We start from the raw sequence: 24,077 nt of genomic DNA, 5'->3' as shown, positions 1-24,077 counted from the left end.
CTAATCCGGGTATCAATCGAATGCCTGTTTAGATTAGACGGGATCAATGCGCGACGTCCATGATCGACTCATTGCTTCAAGTCATCCCTAAAAAAACAAGATCGGGAGTCGCCCCTTGAAAACCCTCCAGAGTCCGCCGGACATCACGGTGCTCGCTCGCGCCGCCGCCAAGGTCAAACGCCACGTACTGCCGCTGTTCGTGGTGATGTTCATCGTCAACTACATCGACCGGGTCAATATCGGTTTCGTGCGCAGTCATCTGGAGACCGATCTGGGTATTGGCGCAGCGGCTTATGGACTTGGCGCCGGACTGTTTTTCATCGGTTATGCGCTGTTCGAAGTGCCGTCGAACATGCTGTTGCAGCGCTACGGCGCGCGGGTCTGGCTGACCCGAATCATGTTCACCTGGGGCGCTGCGGCCATGGCCATGGCGTTTGTTCAGGGCGAAACCAGCTTCTACGTACTGCGCTTTATTCTTGGCGCGGCTGAGGCCGGGTTCTTCCCGGGGATCATTTACTACTTCACCCAGTGGCTGCCAGCGTCCGAGCGCGGCAAAACCATGGCGGTGTTTCTCAGCGGCTCGGCGATTGCCTCGGTCATTTCCGGCCCGGTGTCCGGTGCGCTGTTGCATATCAGCGGATTGGGCATGCACGGCTGGCAGTGGATGTTTCTGATCGAAGGCGCAGCGTCGGTGGTGCTGTGTGCTTTCGTCTGGTTCTGGCTGCAATCGCACCCGCGTCAAGCCAAGTGGCTGAGCGAGGAAGAGCGAGACGCACTGGTCGCGGCGATTGCCGAGGAGCAGCGCGCTCGCGAAGCGGTACAAGTCGCCAAGCCGTCGATGTTCAAGCTGTTGGCTGACCGGCAGATCGCGCTGTTCTGCTTCATCTACTTTTCCATTGCCCTGACCATCTACGGCGCAACGTTCTGGCTGCCGAGCATGATCAAGAAGATGGGCAACCTAGGTGATTTCCAGGTCGGGTTGCTCAACTCCATTCCGTGGATCATTTCGATCGTCGCCATGTACGGCTTCGCGGCGCTGGCAAGCAAGTGGAAATTCCAGCAGGCCTGGGTCGCGCTGACCCTGGTAATCGCCGCCATCGGTATGTTCATGTCGACCACCGGCGGCCCGGTGTTTGCCTTCGTCGCCATCTGCTTTGCGGCCATCGGTTTCAAAGCGGCGTCGGCGCTGTTCTGGCCGATTCCGCAAAGCTATCTGGATGCGCGCATCGCTGCGGCGGTGATCGCGCTGATCAACTCCATCGGCAACCTTGGCGGCTTCGTCGCACCGACCGCGTTCGGCATTCTTGAACAAACCACCGGCTCCATCGAGGGCGGCCTCTATGGCCTGGCGGCGACATCGCTGATCGCCGCCGTGGTGATCTTCTTCGCCCGCACGGCGCCTGGCGCCAAAGGCCAAACCCCGGCGAAGCCAAGTGCCGAAGCCGCCGCTGTGGCGCCGGCTCGTCCGGCTGCGAGCCACTGAATCGATTGTTGATCTGTCAGGAGCGTTATCTTGAAAATCACCCGTGTCAGCGTCACCCCGATTGCCTTCCGCGATCCGCCACTGCTCAACGCCAGTGGCATCCACGAACCCTTTGCCCTGCGCTCGATCATCGAAATCGAGAGTGACAACGGCTACATCGGCCTTGGCGAAAGCTACGGCGATGCCCCGGCGCTGGCGATCCAGCAACAATTGCAGAGCCAGTTGATCGGCCTCGACCCGTTCAACCTCAATCAATTGCGTGCGATCGTGCAGGCCACCGTGGCGGCGAATAAACCCGCCAGCGTCGCTGGCGCCGAACTGGCCCCCGGTTCCCACGCCAGCAAAGCGGTGAGCAATGCCTACTCGGCATTCGAAGTGGCGTTTCTCGATTTGCAGGCGCACTACCTGAACGTGCCGCTGGTGGACCTGCTCGGCGGCGCGATCCGCGATGAAGTGCCGTTCAGCGCTTACCTGTTTTTCAAGTACGCCGAGCATATCGACTCCCCCTACAAGCCGGACAACTGGGGCGAGGCGCTGAGCGAGCAACAGATCGTCGCGCAGGCAGCGCGGATGATCGAGGCGTACGGATTCAAGAGCATCAAGCTCAAGGCCGGCACCTTGCCGCCGGAGCATGAAGTGGCTTGCATCAAGGCACTGAAAAAAGCCTTCCCGGGTTTTCCGCTACGCATCGATCCGAACGGCAACTGGTCGCTGGAGACGGCGATTCGCATGGCCGAACTGCTCGGCGATGATCTGCAGTATTACGAAGACCCGACCCCGGGGCTTGATGGCATGGCCGAGCTGCACAGGCGCACCGGTCTGCCCCTGGCGACCAATATGGTGGTCACTGATTTCGACGAGTTCCGCCGCAGCGTTGCGCAGAACAGCGTGCAGATCGTCCTCGCCGACCACCATTACTGGGGTGGCCTGCGAGATACACAGACGCTGGCGAAAATGTGCGACGTGTTCGGCCTCGGCGTGTCGATGCATTCCAATTCGCACCTGGGCATCAGCCTGATGGCCATGGCGCACGTCGCGGCGGCGGTGCCGAATCTGGATTACGCCTGCGACACCCACTACCCGTGGCAGGAGCCGGACGAGGAAGTGATCAAGGGCGGCAAGCTGCCGATTGTCGATGGCTGCGTGAAGATCACCCGTGCGCCGGGGTTGGGGCTGGAACTTGACCATGAGCAACTGGCCAAGCTGCATGACCAGTACCTGACGTGCGGGATTCGCCAGCGCGATGATGTGCGGCAGATGCAGCGGTACAAGGCGGACTGGCGGGCGGTCAAACCGAGGTTTTAAGGTCGTTGCGACTGGCTTCTTCGCGAGCAGGCTCGCTCCCACACTTGGCATACATTTCCCTGTGGGAGCGAGCCTGCTCGCGAATGGCCGCGACTCGATCCTTCAGAGGGTATCAATCAGCCAATCCCTGAACGCCTTCAACGAAGGCAAATTCTCATTACGCGGCGGGTACACCAGGTAATAGCTGCGTCGGCTGGTAATCGGCTCTCCCAGTTGCAGCAATTCGCCCTTGAGCAATTCCTCCTCGACCAGAATCCGCGGCACCAGGCCGACGCCGATATTGGCGCGTACCGCCTGGATCAAGTGCGAGGTCATTTCGAAGCTTGGCCCGATCCGCATGCTGCGATGCGGCAGTTGGTGATGGCTGAACCATTCCGCCCATGCCTGGGCATTGCTGCTGACGTTGAGCAGCAACTGCCCGGCAATGTGCCGCTCGGCCTCGTCGCGTTCATTCGCCGACAGCTGCGCGCTGGCAATCGCCACCAATTCTTCGGTGTGCAGGGGCAGGGCGGTCTGGCCTGGCCATTCACCGCCGCCGACGCAGATGGCCGCGTCGATTTCGCTGGTGTCGAAGTCGATGGTTTCGATCCGCGAGTGCAAGTGCACGGTCATGCCCGGGTGCGCCGTGTAGAAATCCTTCAACCGTGGCAGCAGCCATTTCGAACCGAAGGTTGGCAGCGTCGCCAGGCGCAGGCTATGGATGCCCGAACCAAACGCCATTGCCTGCAAGGTTGCGCTGCGAATCTGTCCGAGGGCTTCGCTGAGCTCGCGCTGATACATGCGCCCGACATCGGTCAGCACCACCTGCCGGCCTTCGCGGCTGAACAGGCGCATGCCGAGCATCTTCTCGAGAATCTGTACCTGGCGACTGACCGCGCTCTGCGTCAGTGACAGCTCATGGGCGGCGCGGGTGTAGCTCTCGTGGCGAGCGGCGGCCTCGAAAGCCAGCAGCAGCGACATGGACGGTGTGAGGGTGCGCGGATTCATTCGTAAAACTCATCGATAGCGGGTCGAAATTACGCTTGTTCCATGGCTGGCCAGCAATGAACATGGGCGCAATCAGATGGCGGAGCCTGACGCAATCATTCCTTGCGCACAACTGTTCACCGCCACACAGCCCGATTTGACCGAGATGACCTGACCGATGATTGCCCAGCTGTCGCCCGCCAAAGCCCTGACCGGCGATTACCAACAATTCCTCGCCGCCCTGAAAGACAGCGGCTTTCGCGGTGAAATCAGCGCTGATTACGCCAGCCGGGTGGTGCTCGCGACCGACAACTCGATCTATCAGCGCTTGCCGCAAGCCGCTGTGTTTCCGCTGGATGCGGACGATGTGGCACGTGTCGCACGGCTGATTGCCGAACCGGCGTACGAGAAAGTGGTGATCACCCCGCGTGGCGGTGGCACCGGCACCAACGGCCAATCGCTGACGGATGGCATCGTCGTCGATCTGTCGCGGCACATGAACCGCATTCTGGAGATCAACGTCGAACAGCGCTGGGTGCGGGTGCAGGCCGGGGTGGTCAAGGATCAGCTCAACGCCGCGTTGAAATCCGCCGGGCTGTTCTTCGCCCCGGAACTGTCGACCTCGAACCGCGCCACGGTCGGCGGCATGATCAACACCGACGCCAGTGGCCAGGGCAGTTGCACCTACGGCAAAACCCGCGACCATGTGCTGGAGCTGGAGATGATCCTGCGCGGCGGCGAGCGTCTGCACGGCCTGCCGCTGGCGGAGGATGAGCTTGCAGCGCAGTGCGCACGCGACGATCGCGTCGGCGAAGTCTACCGTTGTGCGCGGCAGATCATTGATGAACAGGGCGATCTGATCAAGGCACGCTTTCCCGATCTCAACCGCTGCCTGACCGGTTATGACCTGGCGCACCTGCGTGAGGCCGACCAGCGCTTCAACCTCAACAGCGTGCTGTGTGGCGCTGAGGGCTCGCTGGGCTTCGTCGTCGAAGCGCGGTTGAACGTACTGCCGATTCCCAAGCACACGATGCTGGTCAACATCCGCTACGCCGGGTTCATGGATGCCTTGCGCGATGCGCGGGCGTTGATGGCGCTCAAGCCGTTGTCGATTGAAACCGTCGATTCGAAAGTCTTGCTGCTGGCGATGCAGGACATCGTCTGGCACGGCGTTGCCGAATATTTTCCCGAAAACCCTGAGCGACCGACTCTGGGCATCAATCTGGTCGAGTTCTGCGGTGACGATCCCCAAGACCTGCAGCGCCGCGTCGAAGCGTTTCTCGAACACCTGCAAAGCGACCGCACCGTGGAGCGCCTGGGACATACGCTGGCGATCGGTCAGGCAGCGGTGAACAAGGTCTATGGCATGCGCAAACGGGCGGTGGGCCTGCTCGGCAACGTCGCCGGCGAAGCCCGCCCGCAGCCGTTCGTTGAAGACACCGCAGTGCCGCCGCAGCATTTGGCCGAATACATCGCCGAGCTGCGCGACCTGCTCGACAGCCACGGTTTGCAGTACGGCATGTTCGGCCATGTCGACGCCGGCGTACTGCACGTGCGGCCGATTCTCGACATGAAAGATCCGCAGCAAGCGGCGCTGGTACGCCCGGTGTCCGATGGCGTAGCGGCGCTGACCCAGCGCTACGGCGGCCTGCTCTGGGGCGAACATGGCAAGGGCCTGCGTTCGGAGTACGCGCCGGCATTCTTCGGCGAGTTGTACCCGGCGCTGCAAGCCTTGAAAGCCGCGTTCGACCCGTTCAACCAGTTCAATCCGGGCAAAATCGCCACGCCGGCCAACAGCGGCGCAGCACTGCTGAAGATCGACGAAGTGACCCTGCGCGGCGAGCTGGATCGACAGATCGACGAGAAAGTCTGGCAAAGCTACGGCGCGGCCATGCACTGCAATGGCAACGGCGCCTGCTACAACTTCGATCCGGATGACGCGATGTGCCCGTCGTGGAAAGCCACCCGCGAACGCGCGCAGTCGCCCAAGGGCCGCGCGTCATTGATTCGCGAATGGCTACGGTTGCAGGGCGAGGCGGGCGTCGATGTGCTCTCGGACGCAATCCGTAAACCGGCGTTTTTCAGCACGCTGTGGCAGCGCTGGCGCAACAGCCGCGATCCGTCGGCAGACTTCTCTCATGAAGTGTATGACGCCATGGCCGGTTGTCTGGCCTGCAAATCCTGCGCGGGGCAGTGCCCGGTCAAGGTCAACGTGCCGGAATTCCGCTCGCGTTTTCTCGAGCTGTATCACAGTCGTTATCTGCGGCCGGCACGGGATTACCTGATTGCTTCGCTGGAATACACCGTTCCGTACATGGCGCGGATTCCGGCGCTGTACAACGGTGTCATGGGCGCGGACTTTGTGCGCAGCGCGTTGGCGCGTATTGGTGGCATGGTCGATGTGCCGTTGCTCAGCCGTTTCGATTTCCATGCGGCGATGCGCCGTTGGCAGGTGCAGCCGGCAACCGTCGCAACGTTGTCGGCGCTGACCCCATGGCAGCGCGAACGCAGCGTGGTCATCGTGCAGGATGCCTTCACCCGCTACTTCGAAGCGCCGCTGCTGGCTGATCTGGTCGAGCTGATTTCGCGCCTGGGTTATCAGGTGTATCTGGCGCCGTTCAGCGCCAACGGCAAACCGCTGCATGTGCAGGGCTTTCTCTCGGCGTTCAATCGCGCGGCGTTGCGTAACGCTGAGCAGTTGCAGGCGCTGGCGCAGACCGGCGTGCCGCTGCTGGGGCTGGATCCGGCGATGACTCTGGTCTATCGCCAGGAATACCTGAAAGTGCCGGGCCTGAATGAATGTCCTGAAGTGGCGCTGGTGCAGGAATGGTTGCTCAAGGTCATGCCAGAACGGACGCCTGATGCTCAGCCCAAAGCATTCCGTCTGCTCGCCCATTGCACGGAGAAAACCAACGCGCCGGCCGCGACCCGCCAGTGGGAACAGGTCTTCGAACGTGCCGGTCTGAAGCTGGCCACGCAAGCCACCGGTTGCTGCGGCATGTCCGGTACCTACGGCCACGAAGCGCGTAATCGGCAGACCTCGGCAGTCATTTATGAGCAATCGTGGGCGCGTCAGGTGCAGGCTTCGGCGGAGAAGGGCGAGGCGCTGGCGACCGGCTATTCCTGCCGCAGCCAGGTCAAGCGCCAGTCGGATCAGGCGCTGCGCCATCCGTTGCAGGTGCTGCTCCAGACGCTGCGTCGCTGACCGTGTCGCTGGTGTCCCTGTCCCAGATCAGGCGCGGGTCGAAACTCATCGCCGCGAGCATGGTGAACACCACGACCAGGCCGAAGAACAGGATGCCCGGTCGTGGCTCGATATCGCCCAGCGCCTGGAACTTCACCAGCGCCGCGACCAGCGCGACCACCAGCACATCGAGCATCGACCAGTAGCCGATCAGTTCGACGAAGCGGTACAGCTTCGAACGCTCCCTGCGCGCCCAATCGCTGTTGCGCTGTACGGTAACCAGCAGCAAAGTCAGGGCGACGAACTTGACCCCCGGCACCGCGATACTGGCGATGAAAATGATCAGGGCAATGTCCCACGCCCCGGCCTCCCAGAACTCCAGCACGCCGCTCATGATCGTGCTGTCGGCGCCGTTGCCGAGCATCACCGTATTCATCACCGGCAGCAGATTGGCGGGAACATAAAACGCCAGCGCGGCGAGCATGTACGCCCAGGTGCGCGCCAGCGAATTGGTCTTGCGCCGATGCAGCGGCGCATCGCAGCGCGGGCACTCGTGTGGCTCGTCGGTCATATCGCAGGCCAGGCCACAGCTGTGGCACAGGCATAAATTGAGTTCACTGGCGGTCGGTGGACGCTTCATAAAATGTCCCACAGTTCGCGGATGTCACGGCCGGCAATGCGGATCATCATCAGGCTCAGCACCGCCAGGGCGAACAGGCCGATTCCCGGCAGCACATCGAGCAGGCCGGCGAGTTTGAACACCGCGACCATCGCCCCCAGCAGACACACCTCGAGCATGCTCCACGGGCGCAGGGTTTCCAGCCAGCGCATACACAGATTGAACCCCGGTGCCCGGCGCAGGCCGAGGGCAAAACTCAACACCCAGACCAGCAACACCAACTGAAATGCCGGGGCGATGATGATTGCGATCGCCGCGACCATGGCGATAAAGGTGATCGGTCCCTGGCTCAGCGCGAGCACCGAATCCCACAGGGTTGCGCTGTTTTTCATGCCTTTGAGGCTGATGCTCATCACCGGGTAGAAATTGGCAAACAGCCACAGCATCGCCGCCGTGAACGTCAGCGCCAGACGCTGCTCGATGGTCAGGCCGTTGAAGCGCTGCAGCACGCCACCGCAGCGCACGCACAGGGTTTTCTGGTGTTTGGCGAGCACGACTTTCTCGTACACACAATCACAGTGCTCGCAAATTATCAGGTGTTCGATGTTGACCATGGACAGCGCTCAAGGGCAGGGCGGACCTGTTCACTATAGAAGGCTGGCGCTGATGGGCAACTTCGATGCTGGATGTTTGGGTTTTGTTATTCTGATGTTATAAGGTAACGCGAAATTTGCGGGCGGCGTTGTGGCTGTCCGGTGTTATCCCTCTCGATTGCGAAAGATCCATGACCCCAGTGCTTCCCCGTTCTGCCCCATTGACGACTGGCCGGCTGCTATCCATTGATGCGCTCAGAGGCCTGGTGATCCTGTTCATGCTGCTCGATCACGTACGTGAAACCTTTCTCTTGCACCGCCAGGTGTCCGACCCGATGGACATTGCCAGCACTGAACCGGCGCTGTTCTTCAGCCGCACCCTGGCGCACCTGTGCGCGCCGGTATTCGTCTTGCTGACCGGTCTGTCGGCATGGCTGTACGGTGAAAAATACGCCGGCAAAGCCGATGTCAGCGCGTTTCTGTTCAAGCGTGGATTGTTCCTCGTGGCGCTGGAGTTCACCTTGGTCAACTTCGCCTGGACCTTCCAGTTGCCGCCCAGCGTGATCTACCTGCAAGTGATCTGGGCGATCGGCCTGAGCATGATCGCGCTGGCGCTGCTGGTCTGGTTGCCACGTGCGCTGCTGCTGACGCTGAGCCTGGCGATCATCGCCGGGCACAACCTGCTCGACGCGGTGCATTTCCCGGTCGAGTCGGCGATGCATGTGCCTTGGGCGGTTCTGCATGATCGGGGCTGGATCGAGATCAGCGACACCTTGCGCCTGCGCACCTCGTACCCGCTGCTGCCGTGGATTGGTGTAATCGGCCTGGGCTATGCGCTGGGGCCGTGGTTTGCTCGGGGCATGGACGCGGCGGTGCGTCAGCGTCGTTTGCTGATTGCCGGGGTCGCTGGTTTGCTGGGATTTGTGGTGCTGCGCTTGATCAATGGCTACGGCGAAAAACCGTGGGCGATCAGCGATTCCCTGGTGCAGACACTGATGAGCTTTTTCAACATCACCAAATACCCGCCATCGCTGCTGTTTCTCGCGCTGACTGTGAGCTTAGGGCTGTTGCTGTTGCTCGCCTTTGAGCGTGTGCAGAGTCGCCGCTGTATTGGCTGGCTGACCGTGTTCGGCTCGGCGCCGATGTTTTTCTATCTGCTGCACTTGTATGTGTTGAAGGTGTTGTACCTGATCGCTGTGGCGCTGTTCGGCCTGAATCAGGGCAGCTATTTCGGCTTTTCGACGGTGACGGCGGTGTGGCTGGCGGCGGTGGTTCTTGCCGTGGTGCTGTTCCCGGCAGTGCGCTGGTTTTCGGCACTGAAAGCGCGGCGCCGCGACATCAGCTGGCTGAAATATCTGTAACTTAAGCGGACTTGTGGGAGTGAGCTTGCTCACGAAAGCGGTGAATCAGTCGGTATAAATGCTGGCTGATGCACCGCCATCGCTGGCAAGCCAGCTCCCACAGGGTTCTATGGTGTTTGCTGTATCAGTGTCCACCGAAGTATTTGTGGGAGCTGGCTTGCCAGCGATGGCTCCGGTGGATTCGGCATCTTCATCGCTTGATACACCGCTTTCGCGAGCAGGCTCGCTCCCACAATTGCTACTGTTTTTGGCTTATTTACGATCCAGCCACACGGTCTGCGCGTTGCAGAATTCCCGTACGCCAAAGTGCGACAACTCGCGACCGAAGCCGCTCTTCTTCACGCCGCCGAAGGTCACGCGCGGGTCGCTTGCGGAGTAGCCGTTGATGAACACGCCACCGGTTTCCAGTTCGCTGGTCAGTTGCTCGGCCAGCGCGACGTTGGCGGTGTAGATCGTGGCAGTCAGGCCGAAATCGCTGTCGTTGGCCAAGGCCACGGCGTGTGCGCAATCGCGGGCGGTGATAATCGAAGCGACCGGGCCAAACAGCTCTTGCTTGAACGAAGTCATGCGGTCGGTCACATCGGCCAGTACGGTCGGTTCGTAGTAGTTGCCGGCGCCCTCGGCTTTTCTGCCGCCGAGCAGCAGCTTCGCGCCTTCCTCCAACGTGTCACGCACTTGCTGATCCAATTCATCACGCAGATCGAAACGCGCCATCGGCCCGATATAGGTGTCGGCGTTCAGCGGATCGCCCATCTTCAACTGGCGTGTCGCTTCAACGAACTTGCGGGTGAATTCCTCGACCACGCCTTGTTCGATGATCAGGCGTTTGGCAGCCGCGCAGACTTGGCCGGAGTTCTGATAGCGACCGACCACCGCCGCGTGCACCGCCTCATCCAGATCAGCATCGTTGAGCACGATGAACGGATCGGAGCCGCCGAGTTCCAGCACGCATTTCTTCAACGCCGCACCGGCCTGAGCGCCGATGGCCATACCGGCGCGGACGCTGCCGGTCAGCGTCACAGCGGCGATGCGCGAATCGGCAATGGCGCTGGAAACGCCTTCCGGGGTGACGTTGATCACTTCAAACACGCCCTCGGGGAAACCGGCGCGAACAAACGCATCGCGCAACAGGTAAGCGCTGCCCATCACGTTCGGCGCATGCTTGAGCACGTAAGTGTTGCCAGCGATCAGCGTCGGCACCGCGCCGCGCAGCACTTGCCAGATCGGGAAATTCCACGGCATCACTGCCAGAATCGGCCCCAGCGGGCGGTACTCGATACGCGCCTTGCCGCCTTCCACTTGAGTCGCCTCGGCGTCGAGCATGGCTGGGCCGTGTTCGGCGTACCACTCGCAGAGCTTGGCGCATTTCTCGATTTCGCCACGGGCTTGGGCGATCGGCTTGCCCATTTCCTGGGTGATCATGGTTGCCACCGCTTCTGAGGTTTCACGCAGCGCGCCGGCGAGGGCGGTCAACAGGCGCGAACGATCCTGCAGCGGCTTGCGCTTCCACTTGCCGAAAGCGAAGGCAGCGCGAGTCAGTGCCGCATCAAGGGCAGCGGCGGATTCAAACGCGTAGTCACCGATCTGCTCGCCGGTGGCAGGGTTGATCGAGATGGCGTGGGTCTGGCTGGAAATCTGGCTCATGACGTTGTCCTGTAGGTTCGTCGGATGGGCCTAGAGTAGGGTGGCGCTAGTTTTCTGGAAACTGAATAATAAAGAGCGTTTCCTTCACGATTGGAGAATGACTGTGGATCTGGTGCAACTGGAAATCTTCAAGGCCGTGGCCGAGCACGGCAGCATCAGCGCCGCCGCCACGCAGATCCACCGCGTGCCGTCGAACCTGACCACACGGATCAAACAGCTTGAGCAGGATCTCGGCGTCGATCTGTTCATCCGCGAGAAGAGCCGTCTGCGCCTGTCGCCGGCCGGGTGGAGTTTTCTCGAATACACGCGGCGCATTCTCGATCTGGTGCAGGAAGCCCGCGCTACGGTGGCAGGCGAAGAACCCCAGGGGGCGTTCCCCTTGGGCTCGCTGGAAAGTACCGCAGCGGTGCGCATTCCAGAACTGTTGGCGGCGTACAACCAGCAGCACCCGAAGGTCGATCTCGATCTTTCGACCGGGCCATCGGGGACGATGATCGACGGCGTACTGTCCGGGCGCCTGGCTGCGGCATTCGTCGACGGCCCGGTGCTGCATCCGGCCCTGGAAGGTGTGCCGGCGTTCGAGGAGGAAATGGTCATCATCGCGCCGCTCAATCATTCACCGGTCGAACGTGCGGCGGACGTGAACGGCGAGAATATCTACGCCTTCCGATCCAACTGTTCCTACCGGCATCATTTCGAAAAATGGTTCAGCACCGACGCTGCCGTACCGGGCAAGATCTTCGAAATGGAGTCCTACCACGGCATGCTCGCCTGCGTCAGCGCCGGTGCCGGCCTGGCACTGATGCCGCGCAAAATGCTGCAAGGCATGCCCGGCAGCGCGACGGTCAGCGTCTGGCCGCTGACGGCGGACTTCCGCTATCTGACCACCTGGCTGGTGTGGCGCCGGGGCACGGTGTCGCGCAGTCTGAGCATGTTCGTGCGCTTGCTTGAAGAGCGGGGCGTGGTGCGTGAGCAAGCCTGATCGAGCGTGTCTTTATGGCGTGCCGTTGCGCCCGTACAAACGATAACCGTCGCGCTGATTCAAGCGATCGTAATAGGCGCGCACCGCAGCCAGATCTCCGTGATCGAGCGGCGTTTCGAACCAGCGATTCACTGACAGCCCGATCGGGATGTCCGCCAGGGAAAATTGCTCGCCACTGACGTAAGCGCCGGTCTTCTCCAGTTGGCGATCGAGGATTTGCATGTTGCGCGTCCAGTCCCGGCAGCCGGCGGCCAAGGCATCGCGGTCCTGATAGTCCGGCGACTTGCGCACCAGCGCCATCAACGGATACGACCAGGAGCGATTCAGCTCCGAGGCCTGCCAGTCGATCCATTGATCGACCCGCGCCCGGGCAATGGGCTCGGCCGGATACAAGTGAGCGCCGCCGTAACGCGTCGCCAGATAACGAATGATCGTGTTGGATTCCCACAATGTGAAATCGCCGTCCCGGATCACCGGCACCATGGCGCAGGGATTGAGCGCGAGAAACTGCGGAGCGTTCGGCGACTGGAAGCCCGAACCCCAGTCCTCGCGCTCGAAGGGAATGTCCAGCTCGGCACAGGTCCACAGCACTTTGCGCACGTTGATCGATGAGGCTTTGCCGAGTATTCGCAGCATGGGATTTCCTTCTCCGGGTGGTGGACGCAGGAAAATACCATAGCGCAAAACACAAGGCCCGCATCGCGCGGGCCTTGGTTCATCAGCATCTGACTACGGCGTGTGCCGTGCGGGATTACCGGTTGAGGAACGCCAGCAGATCCTCATTCAACGCCTGCGCATGGGTCACGGCAAACCCGTGCGGCGCGCCCGCGTAGACCTTCAACTCAGCGCCCTTGATTTGTGCGGCGGCCTGCTTGCCGGTGGTTTCGAATGGCACGATCTGGTCGCCGTCGCCATGGATCACCAGCGTCGGCACATCGATCTTGGCCATGTCCGGGCGGAAGTCGGTTTCCGAGAACGCGGTCACGCAGTCGACGGTGCCTTTGAGCGACGCCAGCAGCGCGATGTTCAGGGTTTGCGTGAGCACGCCGTCAGAGACTTTCTGGCCCTGATTGGTGCCGTAGAACGGCGCGTTGAAGTCGGCGATGAACTGCGCGCGATCTTTCAGCAGGCCAGCCTTGATGCCGTCGAACACCGATTTGTCGACGCCATCGGCGAAGTCGGCTTTCTTGCCGAACAGCGGCGTGACCGCACCGAGTAATACCAGGCCGGCAACGCGCTCGCTGCCGTGGCGGGCGATGTAGCGGCTGACGTCGCCGCCACCCATGGAGAAGCCGACCAGGGTTACGTCGCGCAGGTCCAAATGGTTGATCAGGCCAGCGATGTCATCGGCGAAGGTGTCGTAGTCATAACCGGTCCACGGCTGCTCCGAGCGACCGAAACCACGGCGGTCGAAGGCGATGGTGCGATAGCCGCGACTGCTCAGGTACTCCATCTGGTATTCCCACATGTCGGCATCCAGCGGCCAGCCGTGGCTGAACAGCACGGGCTTGCCGCTGCCCCAGTCCTTGTAATAGATCTCGGTGCCGTCTTGGGTTTTGAAGGTGCTCATGCAAACTCCTTGTGATCGTGTGTGGCAAGAATAGATGCCGAATGGGCAACGGCCACTATCCGCGCAAAACGCGCCCGCCACTTGTACGCAGGTGCTGGTTTCACCCGTATGAAAGCGCGGCAAATCCCGATGAGCGGAACAAACTTAAGTTTGACGTCAAAATGATGGCCCTCTAATATCGCGCCACTATTTTGATGTCACTTTTTATGTCGAGGGATCGAACATGTTTTCACCCGCCTTCACGGCGCGGTTGTGCCTGGCGCTGCTCTGCCTTTCTCCGCTTGACTCTGCCTGGGCCGCGCCCACTCCCGGTGAAACCGACCTGATCCGCGAACGTCAGAACCGTTTGCTCGAAGAGCAGCAGCGGCGCCTCGAAGAACTCAAGGATCTGCCCGGCAAAGACGCCAAACCGGCGCAACCGACAGCACCCGCCGATACGCGCTGCTTCACCATCAAGGACATCGAACTCAAAGGTGCAGACAGCCTCTCGGAGCGCGAGAAGACGCGGCTGCTCAAGCCTTATATCGGCGAATGCCTCGGCGTGCCGCAGCTCAACGAGTTGCTCAAAGTCATCACCGATCACTACATCGAAAAAGGTCTGGTCACCAGCCGTGCTTATCTGCCGCAACAGGATCTGTCCGCCGGGCACCTGAAAGTGCTCGTGGTCGAAGGCAAACTCGAAGGCATGAAAGGCGCAGAAAACAGCCGGCTCTCGGATCGCGAACTGGCCATGGCCTTTCCCGGCAAAAGCGGTGAACTGGTCAACCTGCGCGAGATCGAGCAAATGGTCGACCAGCTCAATCGCCTGCCGTCCAACCAGGCCAAAATGGAGCTGGCGCCGGGGCAGAATGTCGGCGGCAGTGAAGTGCGCGTGACCAACACGCCGCAGAAGCCATGGCGCGCCGGCCTGTCCCGAAGCAACGATGGCCAGCGCAGCACCGGCGAGCAGCAGTGGGGCACGTCGTTCGACTGGGACAGCCCGCTGGGTCTGGCTGACCAATTGAGCCTGCGCGGCGGTCACGATGCGATGACCGATCACCAGCACACTTCCAACAACGCCATGCTCAATTACAGCCTGCCGTGGGGCTGGTGGACGTTCAGTTACACCTACAGCCAGAGCGAGTACCGCTCGCAGATCGCCGCCAACGGCTACAACTTCAAGCAGACCGGCGACAGCGAAAACCATCAGTTGCGCGCCGAGCGCGTGATCCATCGCGACGCGGTCAGCAAGACCTCCCTCAGTGCGGGACTTTCGTACCTGCGCAGCAACAACTTCATCGAAGACAGCAAACTCAAACTGAGCAGCAATCGCATCAGCGAAGCGCAATTCGGCTTCAACCACGGCCGTCGTGTCGGCAGCGCGTTCGTCAACTTCGATGCTGGCGTGCAGGAGGGCATTGGTGCTTTCGATGCGCAGGGCAGTCACGATCCCGGCCCCGGCGAACCGGACGCACGCTACCGCAAATACACCGCAACCCTGAGCTATTTGCAGCCGTTCAAATTGCTCGGTGAATCCTTCAGCTTCAGCAGCCTGATGACCGGCCAGCGCAGCGAAGATGTGCTGTTCAGCCCACAGCGCACCAGCCTCGGCGGCTCGGCGTCGATCCGCGGCTACAAGGATCAATCGCTGTCCGGCGACAGTGGTGGCTACTGGCGCAACGACCTGCGCTGGAGCCGCCCGGTGACGGCCGAATGGCTGCAACCGGTGTTCGCCGAATACGGCACCAGCCTCGGATACGACCAGGGCGTAATTCGCGGCGATCGCTACAACGGCGACCAGCACGGGCGCATGTCGAGCAACTCGCTGGAGTTGTTCGCACGTGGTCAGCATGTGGCCGCCAGCGTGACTTTCGCCCATTCCCTGGAACGACCGGACGCGCTGACCGAGCGCGAAGCGCCGATTTATTTCCGCCTGGATTTCTTCATTTAATTTTTGCCCGCATCGAGATTCTGATATGGACATTCGCCACCTGGCCTTCCTGGCCAGCCAACCTTCTGCAGCCGTAAAAAAGCGCGAGCAATTCTGCGGCATGCCCAAGCGTGGTCTGGCCTTTTTGCTGGCGAACGTCATGTTCTGGCAACCGGTGTGGGCGCAGGCGGACGGCATCGTTGTCAGTGCCCCCGGCACCAGTCTGGATCGCGCCGGCAATGGCGTGCCAATCGTCAACATCGCAGCGCCCAATGGCAGTGGCCTGTCGCATAACCAGTTCCACGACTACAACGTCGGTGCGCAAGGCGTCATCCTCAACAACGCCACCGACCGCATGCAACAGACGCAACTGGGCGGGATCATTCTCGGCAACCCGAACCTGCGTGGCGCAGCGGCACAAACCATCCTCAACGAAGTCAATGGCGGCAGCCCGAGCCAGTTGCGCGGCTACACCGAAGTCGCAGGGCAATCGGCACGGGTGATCGTTTCCAATCCTTACGGCATCAGTTGCAACGGTTGCGGTTTCATCAACACGCCACGTGTCACGCTGACCACCGGTAAACCGGTGCTCGACAACGGTCGCCTGGAGCGCTTTCAGGTCGATCAGGGAAGCGTTTCGATTGACGGCGTCGGTCTTGATGCGAGCAACGTCGACAGTTTCGAAATCATTACCCGCAGTGCGCAGATCAATGCACAGATCCACGCAAAAAACCTGAACATCACCACCGGCCGCAACGACGTCAACGCCGACACGCTCAGCGCCACCGCCCGTGCCGATGACGGCAGCGCCAGACCACAACTGGCCATCGACTCCTCGGCGCTCGGCGGCATGTATGCCGGCGCCATCAAACTGGTCGGCACCGAGCAGGGCGTTGGCGTGAAGCTGGCAGGGGATCTTGCCGCCAGCGCAGGTGACATCCGGATCGACGCCAATGGCCAACTGACCCTGGCCAAAGTCACGGCGGGTAATGCCGTCGATGTAAAGGCCAAAAGTCTCGATGCCCAGGGCGCGGTTTATGCCGGTACGCAGGTCACCGTACAAACCGCCGAAGACCTGATCAATCGCCAAAGCCTCGCTGCTCGTGACAGCGTCAGCCTGAGCAGCGGCGGCAGGCTGACCAACGCTGGTGTGATTGAAGCCGGGGTGAACGCAGACAACAGCCGCAACGCCAAGGGTGATCTGTCGATCAACAGTGCTTCGGTGAGCAACAGTGGCAGCGTTCTGGCCAGCCGCACATTGCACGCCAGCGCAGCCGACACGTTCGAGAACCAGAACGGTACCGTGCAGGCTCAAGACCTCACTCTGAACGCGGCGCGCCTGGTCAACCAAGGTGTGAATGCGCGTGTTTATGGTGAAACCCGTCTGGTCGTGAGCGCGCCGGCCATCGTCAACCTCAGCGGCCTGATTCGCTTCGCCGATGGGCAAGCGGCAACACTGGTGGTCGACAGTATCGACAACCGTCAGGGCCGTATCGAAATCGCCGGCGGCAGCCTCAAGCTCAATGCTCAGGAGGTAAAAAACACCGGCGGCAAAGTGATCGCCGGTCGCCTCGACGTGGACGCCCGTCAACTGGACAACAGCGGCGGCCTGATCGGCGCCAGCGACGGTGAGGCCAAGGTTGTCGCCCGCGAACGTCTGAATAACGGCGCGGGCAAGATCCAGGCGAAAACCACGCTGGCACTGTCGGGAGGGGAGTTGCTCAATCAGGGTGGGACGCTGGCTGCCGACGACATTCACGTCACGGCCACTCGCCTTGATAACAGCGCCAAGGGTGTGATCAGCGCGGAAAACGGTGCTGCTGATCTGACGCTGATGCAGGATTTCGACAACCACGACGGCAAGGTGCAAGCCTCGGATCGCTTGACCGTCACTGCGCAGAGCATCAACAACCGCAACGCAAGTCTGACGGGCAAAACCCTCGAGGTGGCCAGTCGCGGCACGCTGGATAATACGCAAGGCACGATTTCGTCCGATGACAGCGTGGTTTCCAGTGCAGACCTGGATAACAGCCTTGGCCTGATCCAGGGGACCGATCGCCTGAGCCTGACCGCGCAAGATCTGCAAAACGCCAGCGGCCAACTTTTGGGCGGCATCGTCGACGCAAACCTGCGCAATCTGACCGGCAACAACGACGGCACGCTCAGCGCCGAAACCGGGCAACTGACGCTCCTCGTCCAGCAGCACTTGAACAACGCATTGGGCCGTCTGCAATCCATCAAAGGCGATGTGGAACTGCGTGCCAGCTCTATCGATAACCGTGGCGGTGTAGTCGCCGCCCGGCAATTGCTGGTGGTGGCCAAGGACGGATACGTCGACAACCGTGGCGGGCGGATGATCGCCGACGACCTGGAGTTGCACGCGGCCAGCCTTGATAACCGTGCCAACGGGTTGTTGGCCGCAGGTGCCGATGGCGCGCGGTTGATCCTCAAGCAAACTGCACCAAGCCAGTCGCAACTGCTGAATCAACAGGGCCGGATTCAGAGCGAAGGTCAGTTGCACATCGACGGTGACGAGATCGACAACAGCGCCGGTGTCCTGCTCGGCAACGCTATCGACATCAATGCCAAACAACTTGGCAACAACGACAAGGGCGGCATCGTCGGTAATGGCGGCGATGTCGTCCTCAACATTGCCGGAGTCTTCAGCAACGTCACCGGTCTGGTCGATGCTGGCGCACAGCGCTTGCTCCTTGATCAACTGACCTCGCTGGATAACCGGGGCGGCACCCTGCAGGGCAAGCGCCTGGACATCAATAGCGTCTGGATCAACAACAACGCTGCCGGGCAGATCATCGCTGGCAGCGACGGCCTGAAGATTACTGGCAAAACACTGCTCAACCAGCAAGGTGTGATTCTGGCCAACGGCAGCCATGCCGAACTGGCGCTGAACAACGGCAATTTGCAAAACCAGGGCGGCACGCTGCAAGCCGACTCGGTGAGCATCACCAGTGCCGACCTCGACAACAGTGCAGCCAGCGGCAAGGCCGGGCTGATTTCCAGCCTGATCGATGACCTGACGTTGACGGTAACGCGCCTGACCAACCGCGCCGGCAAAATGTTCGGCAAGGATCAGGTGATCTTTACTGGTACCAGCCTGGACAACACCAGCGGCGAGATCAGCGGTAATCAGCTGGGGCTCGAAGCCGTCGGGCAGGTCCTCAATCAGGGCGGCCTGATCGAATCGGCGAACAGCCTCAAGCTGACTGCCAGCGGCTTGGATAACAGCGCCGGCGGCCAGCTCCGCGCCCTCGGTGGCGCTGCGAGTCAAATCAAGCTGACCGGCAATCTGAACAACCAGAGCGGCGTGATCGAAATCGGCAGTCAGGACCTGCTGCTGTCGGGTGCCGAAATCAATAACTTCAGCGGCAATGTGCGCCACGCGGCACAGGGCCTTTTCGACCTGGATGTGAGCCAACTGGCCAACAACCAGGGCAGTCTCACCGGGCTGGGCAATGGTGTATGGGATGTCGGCTCGGTCAACGGTGTTGGTACCTGGCAACTGAACGGCGGGCTGACCTACACCAGTGCGCAGAACCTGACGCTCAATGCTGGCGAACGGATCGCCAGTACTTCGGCGCTCAGCCTCAACGTGGCCAACCTGAACAATGCCGGACAATTGCTCAGCGGCGGCGATCTGGCGCTGACCCTCGGCGGCAATCTGCTCAACAGCGGCAAAGTCTCCGCGCAGCAGAAACTCACGATCAGCGCCAACGACGTGATCCAGCAGGACGGGCGACTGGTTAGCGGCGGCGACACCGTGATGACCTTGCGCGGCACACTGGACAATCTCGGTCGCCTGATCGCCAACCAGAACCTCACGGTGACGGCGGCACGGATCAATAACAAAGGCACCCTCGGCGCCCAAGGCAATCTCGAATTCACCGCCGCCAACGGTCTCTACAACGATGCCGACACGCTGCTGTTCAGCGGCGGCACGATGAAGCTGCACGGCAACAGCCTGAATAACTATTACGGCGATATTTACAGCCGCGGCAACATGAGCGTCGACGCTGTCGATGGCGGGCGCGCGGCGTTGTTCAGCAACTTGTCGGGCACCATCGAAGGCGAGGGTGACGTCGATATCAACGCGGTTTCCTTCGAAAACGCCAAAGCCGAGTTCGAGCTGACTTCCGGTCAGTCGTCCGGCAGTTTGAGCTGGGTATGCGGTCAGCACTGCGATGGTGGTGATGGCTGGAAGCGCGGCACCATCACCATCACTACCCAATTCAACGACGAGGTGCTCAAGGACTCGCGCGCGGCGCGATTCGTGGCAGGCAAGAACTTCACCATCCACGCCAATCAGGTTGAAAACCGTTACAGCCTGCTGGCCGCCAACGGCGACCTGACCGTGACGGCTGACAGCCTGCTGAACCAGGGCGCGGAGTCGCGTTCGGGGACGCGAGTGGTGAAAAGGGGCACCCCTGGGCGTATCGACAACAGCCTCTGGGACAAGATGGAGTTCGTCGATGTTCCGGCGTTCAACGCGGCTACCGCGGCCGGCAACTTCGATCAGGCGCGGTTCGATGAACTGATCAGTCGCTCCAGTGATTCGCGATTCTCTTTGATGAGTGACGTCACCACCTGGAATGCAAACGGCAACGCCGTTTACGCTGCGGTGATGCAGGCCGGCGGCAAGGTCAAGCTCGACGTCACCAACAGCATCCAGAACGGCACGCTATACGACAACACTTATGGTCAACTGACAGGTTCCCTGGCCAGCGACCAGACAGACGCGGTCGGCGGCATCAACATCAACCTGGGCAAACATAGCACCGACGCTGTCGCCCAAACCTCCAGATCCGTTACCCGTATCGAGCATGTCGACGCCGATGGCGTGAAGCAGATCAGCTTCACCCCGGTGGACTTCAAAGGTGTGCCGTTCGCCGCAGTCGACCCGACGGCTTCCTCGACCTTCCGGTTGCCGAAAGGCCCGTACGGCATGTTCGTGCAAAGCACCAATCCGCAGAGCCGTTATCTGATCGAAACCAACCCAGAGCTGACTCAGACGACGGCGTTCATGAGCTCCGACTACCTGCTCGGTAAGCTCGACTTCAGCGCCGACGAAGCGGCGCGTCGCCTCGGTGACGGTCGCTATGAATCGCGGCTGATTAGCGACGCCGTCATGGCCCAGACCGGCCAGCGTTTTCTCGCCGGTGGCCTGGAGAACGACTACGAGCAATTTCGTTATCTGATGGATAACGCGCTCGCCAGCAAAAATCAATTGAACCTCTCAGTCGGCGTCAGCCTGACCTCGGCGCAGGTCGCTGCGCTGACCCACGACATTGTCTGGATGGAAGAGCGCATCGTCGACGGCCAGAAAGTGCTGGTGCCGGTGTTGTATCTGGCGCAGGCCGAGTCGCGCAACGTGCGCGGTGGCAGCCTGATTCAGGGCCGAGATCTGGAAATGCTGGCCGGTAGCGATCTGGTCAACGTCGGCACATTGAAGGCCAGCAACGACGTGTCCGTCGACGTCAAGGGCAGTCTCTATCAGGGCGGTCTGGTCGAAGCCGATGAGCGCATCAAACTCATGGCCACCGACAGCATCCGCAACGCACTGGCCGGCGAAATCCGCGGCAATCAGGTCGAACTGACGACACTCAAGGGCGATATCGTCAACGATCGCACCGCCATCGCTGTACGTGATGGCAGCGGCATGCGCACCCTTGTCGACGACGGCGGCTTCATCAGCGCTCGCGACAGCCTGACCATCAAGTCCGGACAGGATCTGACCAACGCGTCTGCCATCAGCAGCGGCGGTGACGCCAGCCTGAGTGCAGCGCGCGACATCAACCTGTTGGCGACACGCGACGAAGACGAACTCCACGAATCGTTCGATGGCGGCCACCGCTCAGTCATTACCACCACGGTGGAAAACCTCGCGTCGACAGTGAAAACCGGCGGCGACCTGAAGCTCGATGCCGGTCGCGACATCAACGTCGTCGCCAGCATAGCCGAAGCCACCGGCAACCTCACCGCCGAGGCCAAGCGCGACATCAACATGTCCTCGGCCGGTGATGAACACAACGTCGAAACCCATAGCAAGGACGGCAAGAAACGTGTCCATGAACAGGATGACCACACTGTTCAGAAAGCCGCTGAGTTCATCGCCGGCGGCGACGTAAAAACCAGTTCCGGCCGTGACACCACACTGATCTCGAGCAAAATCAGCGCAGGCAATGAAGCCTACGTCTACGCCGGTAACGACCTCAGTCTTCTGGCCGCGCAGAACAAGGACCACACGCTCTACGACATGAAGGAGAAGGGCGGTTTCGGCAACCTGAAACTCCAGCGCGACGAAGTCACCCAGGTCACCCACGTCGGCAGCGAAATCAAGACCGGCGGCAACCTGTCTCTGGTCAGCCTGGGCGACCAGCATTACCAGGTGGCCAAACTCGACAGCGGCAAGGACATCCTCCTCGACAGCGGCGGCGCCATCACCTTCGAAGGGGTGAAGGACCTGCATGACGAGAGCCATACCAAAACCAACAACAACGCCGCATGGGTCTCGGCCAAGGGTCGCGGCAACACCGACGAAACCCTGCGCCAGACGCAGATGATCGCCAAGGGCAACATCGTCCTGAAAGCGGTCGATGGGCTGAAGATTGATATCAAGGATGTGAGTCAGGAGTCCGTCAGCCAGACCATTGATGCGATGGTCAAGGCTGATCCGCAGTTGGCTTGGCTAAAGGAAGCTGAGTTACGTGGCGATGTTGACTGGCGTCGTGTCGAAGAAATTCACAAGAGTTTCAAATACTCGACATCTGGACTTGGTGTCGCCGCACAACTGGTCCTGGCTATCCTGCTAGCTGCTGTCACCGGGGGGGCAGGCGCAGGATTGATAGGCGCAACTGCTGGCACGTTCTCTGCGGGCTTCGCCAACGCTGTGTTGATCGCAGTCGAAACTACCGCTGCAAACAGCGCCATCAGCAACAAAGGCGATCTGGGCTCAGTTCTCAAGGACGTTTTCAGCAGCGAAAATCTTCAGGGGTATGTGCTCTCCGGGATGTTGGGCGGCATTGGGAATGGCCTGGGTTATAACCCGACAGAACTTGGTTTTGACTGGAATAGTGCAGGCCAAGTGATTCTCAAAACCAGCGCTGATACGTTGGCTCAAACCGCATTGCAGGGCGGAAGCCTGGGCGACAATTTCGTCAACAATCTATTAGGAGCTGTAATCGATATTGGCGGAGCTATCGCCGCCAATAAGGTTGGTAACCTTAACCTGGTGGAAGGCAGTCCAACGAAGATTGCAGCCCATGCATTGGTGGGCGGATTGAAGTCCATGGCCTTGGGCGGGGACTTCAAGACAGGCGCGTTGGCTGGAGGCGCCAACGAAGCAATGGTTCAGTATCTTGCGGACCTGATACTGCCGGAAAATTACGACCCAAACATGCCGGGAGCCGATCAGGCCAAAGCTAATCTATTGGCGATGTCGCAACTGATCGCAGTGCTCTCCGCCGTGATTGCCGACACAGACCCAAACATAGCAGCAAATATCGCGGCTACTGCGACCCAATACAATTACCTCTCGCATTCTGACCTCGAGCGAGCGGCGCACGATTTGTCCGCCTGTGGCAATGACGCTGCATGCGCGAATACGAAGTACGCCGAATATCACGCTCTGAGCCAAAAGCAAGACATCGAGGCAGTTGCTCAATGTGCGTCTAATTCTGGTAGCTGCGAAGGCCTTTCAAGGATTGTTGCGGAGGCCGAGGCGAAAACTCATAAATTGAAAGACCTGGCAGCCTCGGCATCACCCGAAGCAGCCAAGATGTTCGATCTGCTGATCGCGGAAAATCACGGGTTCCAGAACATGCTGGCGGGCATCACCGCTGGACATTCAGTCGCTGCGATTGCGGACACACTGGTCCAAACACTTGGCATCAGCCACGAAATGGCGATGGCTGCTGTTGAAGGCTTGGCGATGTCAGTGTCTGGGATGGCTCCGACGATAAAGACCGCTAGCAATGGCGGCAAGAGAACGTCCAAGGGTAGTAGCACGGAAGCGGATAAAAGTGGTCCTTCTGGAAGTGATGGTATAAAGCCAGGAATTATTCCGCCGAAGGGCGGTTTTGGTCCTACCTACCGGCCAGCAGATAGCGAGCAGCTAGAAAAGATTTTGACGTCATACTACGGCGCAGATAAAACTGGCAGCAGAGTAGGCAATGGTGGATTGGCCGACGCCGTTCGCTATGAAAAAACCACTGGGGATCTGCTGTCTCCTGCCGGCCATGAACAGAAAGCAATCGAAGTGAGTAAACGATTATCGGATTTCGTGCGAATTGCGGATAACCAGCCCCCTGGTAAATACCCATATACTCAGCGAGATATTGATTTTGCCAGAGAGCTGATTGGAGATATCGAGAATGCGCTCCTCAAGTAGTAATTTTATAGGTTTTTTTTCTTGGCTAAAATCCTCGTCATATTTTTCGAATCATGA

General features: G+C 60.5%; 13 protein-coding genes. 7 read left to right on the top strand and 6 right to left on the bottom strand.

Annotation, left to right across the window (positions count from 1 at the left end; all coding sequences use genetic code 11):
- Positions 1-115 precede the first annotated feature (115 nt).
- Together KVG87_RS02895 and KVG87_RS02890 are read left to right on the top strand one after the other, a co-directional pair.
- Complete coding sequence (locus KVG87_RS02895; protein ID WP_217849148.1) at positions 116-1,483, top strand: MFS transporter; 1,368 nt, start codon at positions 116-118, stop codon at positions 1,481-1,483.
- Between the two features lie 30 nt (positions 1,484-1,513).
- Positions 1,514-2,788 (top strand): glucarate dehydratase family protein, encoded by a 1,275-nt coding sequence (locus KVG87_RS02890; RefSeq protein ID WP_217849146.1) that lies wholly within the window; start codon positions 1,514-1,516, stop codon positions 2,786-2,788.
- Between the two features lie 102 nt (positions 2,789-2,890).
- On the opposite strand, the gene KVG87_RS02885 is transcribed toward KVG87_RS02890, so the two are convergent.
- A complete protein-coding gene (locus tag KVG87_RS02885) occupies positions 2,891-3,775 on the bottom strand; it encodes a LysR substrate-binding domain-containing protein (protein WP_217849144.1) in 885 nt (294 codons plus the stop codon).
- A gap of 157 nt (positions 3,776-3,932) precedes the next feature.
- Between KVG87_RS02885 and ydiJ the strand changes: the two genes are divergently transcribed.
- Complete coding sequence (ydiJ, locus tag KVG87_RS02880) at positions 3,933-6,959, top strand: D-2-hydroxyglutarate dehydrogenase YdiJ (RefSeq protein WP_217849142.1); 3,027 nt, start codon at positions 3,933-3,935, stop codon at positions 6,957-6,959.
- On the opposite strand, the gene KVG87_RS02875 is transcribed toward ydiJ, so the two are convergent.
- Both KVG87_RS02875 and KVG87_RS02870 read right to left on the bottom strand, forming a co-directional pair.
- The gene (locus tag KVG87_RS02875) at positions 6,892-7,578 is read right to left on the bottom strand and encodes a paraquat-inducible protein A (RefSeq protein WP_217849140.1); all 687 of its coding nucleotides are present in this window, start codon (positions 7,576-7,578) and stop codon (positions 6,892-6,894) included. The genes ydiJ and KVG87_RS02875 overlap by 68 nt on opposite strands.
- Positions 7,575-8,171: a paraquat-inducible protein A gene (locus KVG87_RS02870; RefSeq protein WP_217849138.1), complete on the bottom strand. Its 597-nt coding sequence runs from the start codon at positions 8,169-8,171 to the stop codon at positions 7,575-7,577. The genes KVG87_RS02875 and KVG87_RS02870 overlap by 4 nt, the downstream gene beginning before the upstream one ends.
- A 170-nt stretch (positions 8,172-8,341) precedes the next feature.
- On the opposite strand from KVG87_RS02870, the gene KVG87_RS02865 reads away from it, so the two are divergent.
- The gene (locus KVG87_RS02865) at positions 8,342-9,511 is read left to right on the top strand and encodes an acetyltransferase domain-containing protein (protein ID WP_217849135.1); all 1,170 of its coding nucleotides are present in this window, start codon (positions 8,342-8,344) and stop codon (positions 9,509-9,511) included.
- A gap of 252 nt (positions 9,512-9,763) precedes the next feature.
- On the opposite strand, the gene KVG87_RS02860 is transcribed toward KVG87_RS02865, so the two are convergent.
- Positions 9,764-11,155, bottom strand: a complete 1,392-nt coding sequence (locus KVG87_RS02860; RefSeq protein WP_217849133.1) for an aldehyde dehydrogenase family protein — start codon at positions 11,153-11,155, stop codon at positions 9,764-9,766.
- A gap of 103 nt (positions 11,156-11,258) precedes the next feature.
- On the opposite strand from KVG87_RS02860, the gene ptrR reads away from it, so the two are divergent.
- On the top strand, positions 11,259-12,137 hold the full coding sequence (gene ptrR, locus KVG87_RS02855) for a putrescine utilization regulator PtrR (protein WP_217849394.1): 879 nt from the start codon (positions 11,259-11,261) through the stop codon (positions 12,135-12,137).
- A gap of 12 nt (positions 12,138-12,149) precedes the next feature.
- On the opposite strand, the gene KVG87_RS02850 is transcribed toward ptrR, so the two are convergent.
- Together KVG87_RS02850 and KVG87_RS02845 are read right to left on the bottom strand one after the other, a co-directional pair.
- Positions 12,150-12,773, bottom strand: a complete 624-nt coding sequence (locus KVG87_RS02850; RefSeq protein ID WP_217849131.1) for a glutathione S-transferase family protein — start codon at positions 12,771-12,773, stop codon at positions 12,150-12,152.
- Positions 12,774-12,888: 115 nt separating this feature from the next.
- Positions 12,889-13,707: an alpha/beta fold hydrolase gene (locus KVG87_RS02845; protein ID WP_150741022.1), complete on the bottom strand. Its 819-nt coding sequence runs from the start codon at positions 13,705-13,707 to the stop codon at positions 12,889-12,891.
- Between the two features lie 223 nt (positions 13,708-13,930).
- Here KVG87_RS02845 and KVG87_RS02840 point away from each other — a divergent pair, with 223 nt between their 5' ends.
- Together KVG87_RS02840 and KVG87_RS02835 are read left to right on the top strand one after the other, a co-directional pair.
- Positions 13,931-15,637: a ShlB/FhaC/HecB family hemolysin secretion/activation protein gene (locus KVG87_RS02840; protein WP_217849129.1), complete on the top strand. Its 1,707-nt coding sequence runs from the start codon at positions 13,931-13,933 to the stop codon at positions 15,635-15,637.
- 25 nt (positions 15,638-15,662) lie between these two features.
- Entirely contained in the window at positions 15,663-24,020 is an 8,358-nt protein-coding gene (locus KVG87_RS02835; protein ID WP_217849127.1) for a two-partner secretion domain-containing protein, read from the top strand.
- Positions 24,021-24,077 lie beyond the last annotated feature (57 nt).

The organism is Pseudomonas siliginis (assembly GCF_019145195.1).
Taxonomy (GTDB): Bacteria; Pseudomonadota; Gammaproteobacteria; order Pseudomonadales; family Pseudomonadaceae; genus Aquipseudomonas; species Aquipseudomonas siliginis.
This window is presented reverse-complemented; position numbering and strand designations above follow the sequence as displayed.

Bases quoted from the DNA above. Each gene is read 5' to 3' on its own strand.
- KVG87_RS02885 (WP_217849144.1), bottom strand. From the start codon at position 3,775: ATGAATCCGCGCACCCTCACACCGTCCATGTCGCTGCTGCTGGCTTTC.
- ydiJ (WP_217849142.1), top strand. From the start codon at position 3,933: ATGATTGCCCAGCTGTCGCCCGCCAAAGCCCTGACCGGCGATTACCAA.
- KVG87_RS02875 (WP_217849140.1), bottom strand. From the start codon at position 7,578: ATGAAGCGTCCACCGACCGCCAGTGAACTCAATTTATGCCTGTGCCAC.
- KVG87_RS02870 (WP_217849138.1), bottom strand. From the start codon at position 8,171: ATGGTCAACATCGAACACCTGATAATTTGCGAGCACTGTGATTGTGTG.
- KVG87_RS02865 (WP_217849135.1), top strand. From the start codon at position 8,342: ATGACCCCAGTGCTTCCCCGTTCTGCCCCATTGACGACTGGCCGGCTG.
- KVG87_RS02860 (WP_217849133.1), bottom strand. From the start codon at position 11,155: ATGAGCCAGATTTCCAGCCAGACCCACGCCATCTCGATCAACCCTGCC.
- KVG87_RS02850 (WP_217849131.1), bottom strand. From the start codon at position 12,773: ATGCTGCGAATACTCGGCAAAGCCTCATCGATCAACGTGCGCAAAGTG.
- KVG87_RS02845 (WP_150741022.1), bottom strand. From the start codon at position 13,707: ATGAGCACCTTCAAAACCCAAGACGGCACCGAGATCTATTACAAGGAC.
- KVG87_RS02840 (WP_217849129.1), top strand. From the start codon at position 13,931: ATGTTTTCACCCGCCTTCACGGCGCGGTTGTGCCTGGCGCTGCTCTGC.
- KVG87_RS02835 (WP_217849127.1), top strand. From the start codon at position 15,663: ATGGACATTCGCCACCTGGCCTTCCTGGCCAGCCAACCTTCTGCAGCC.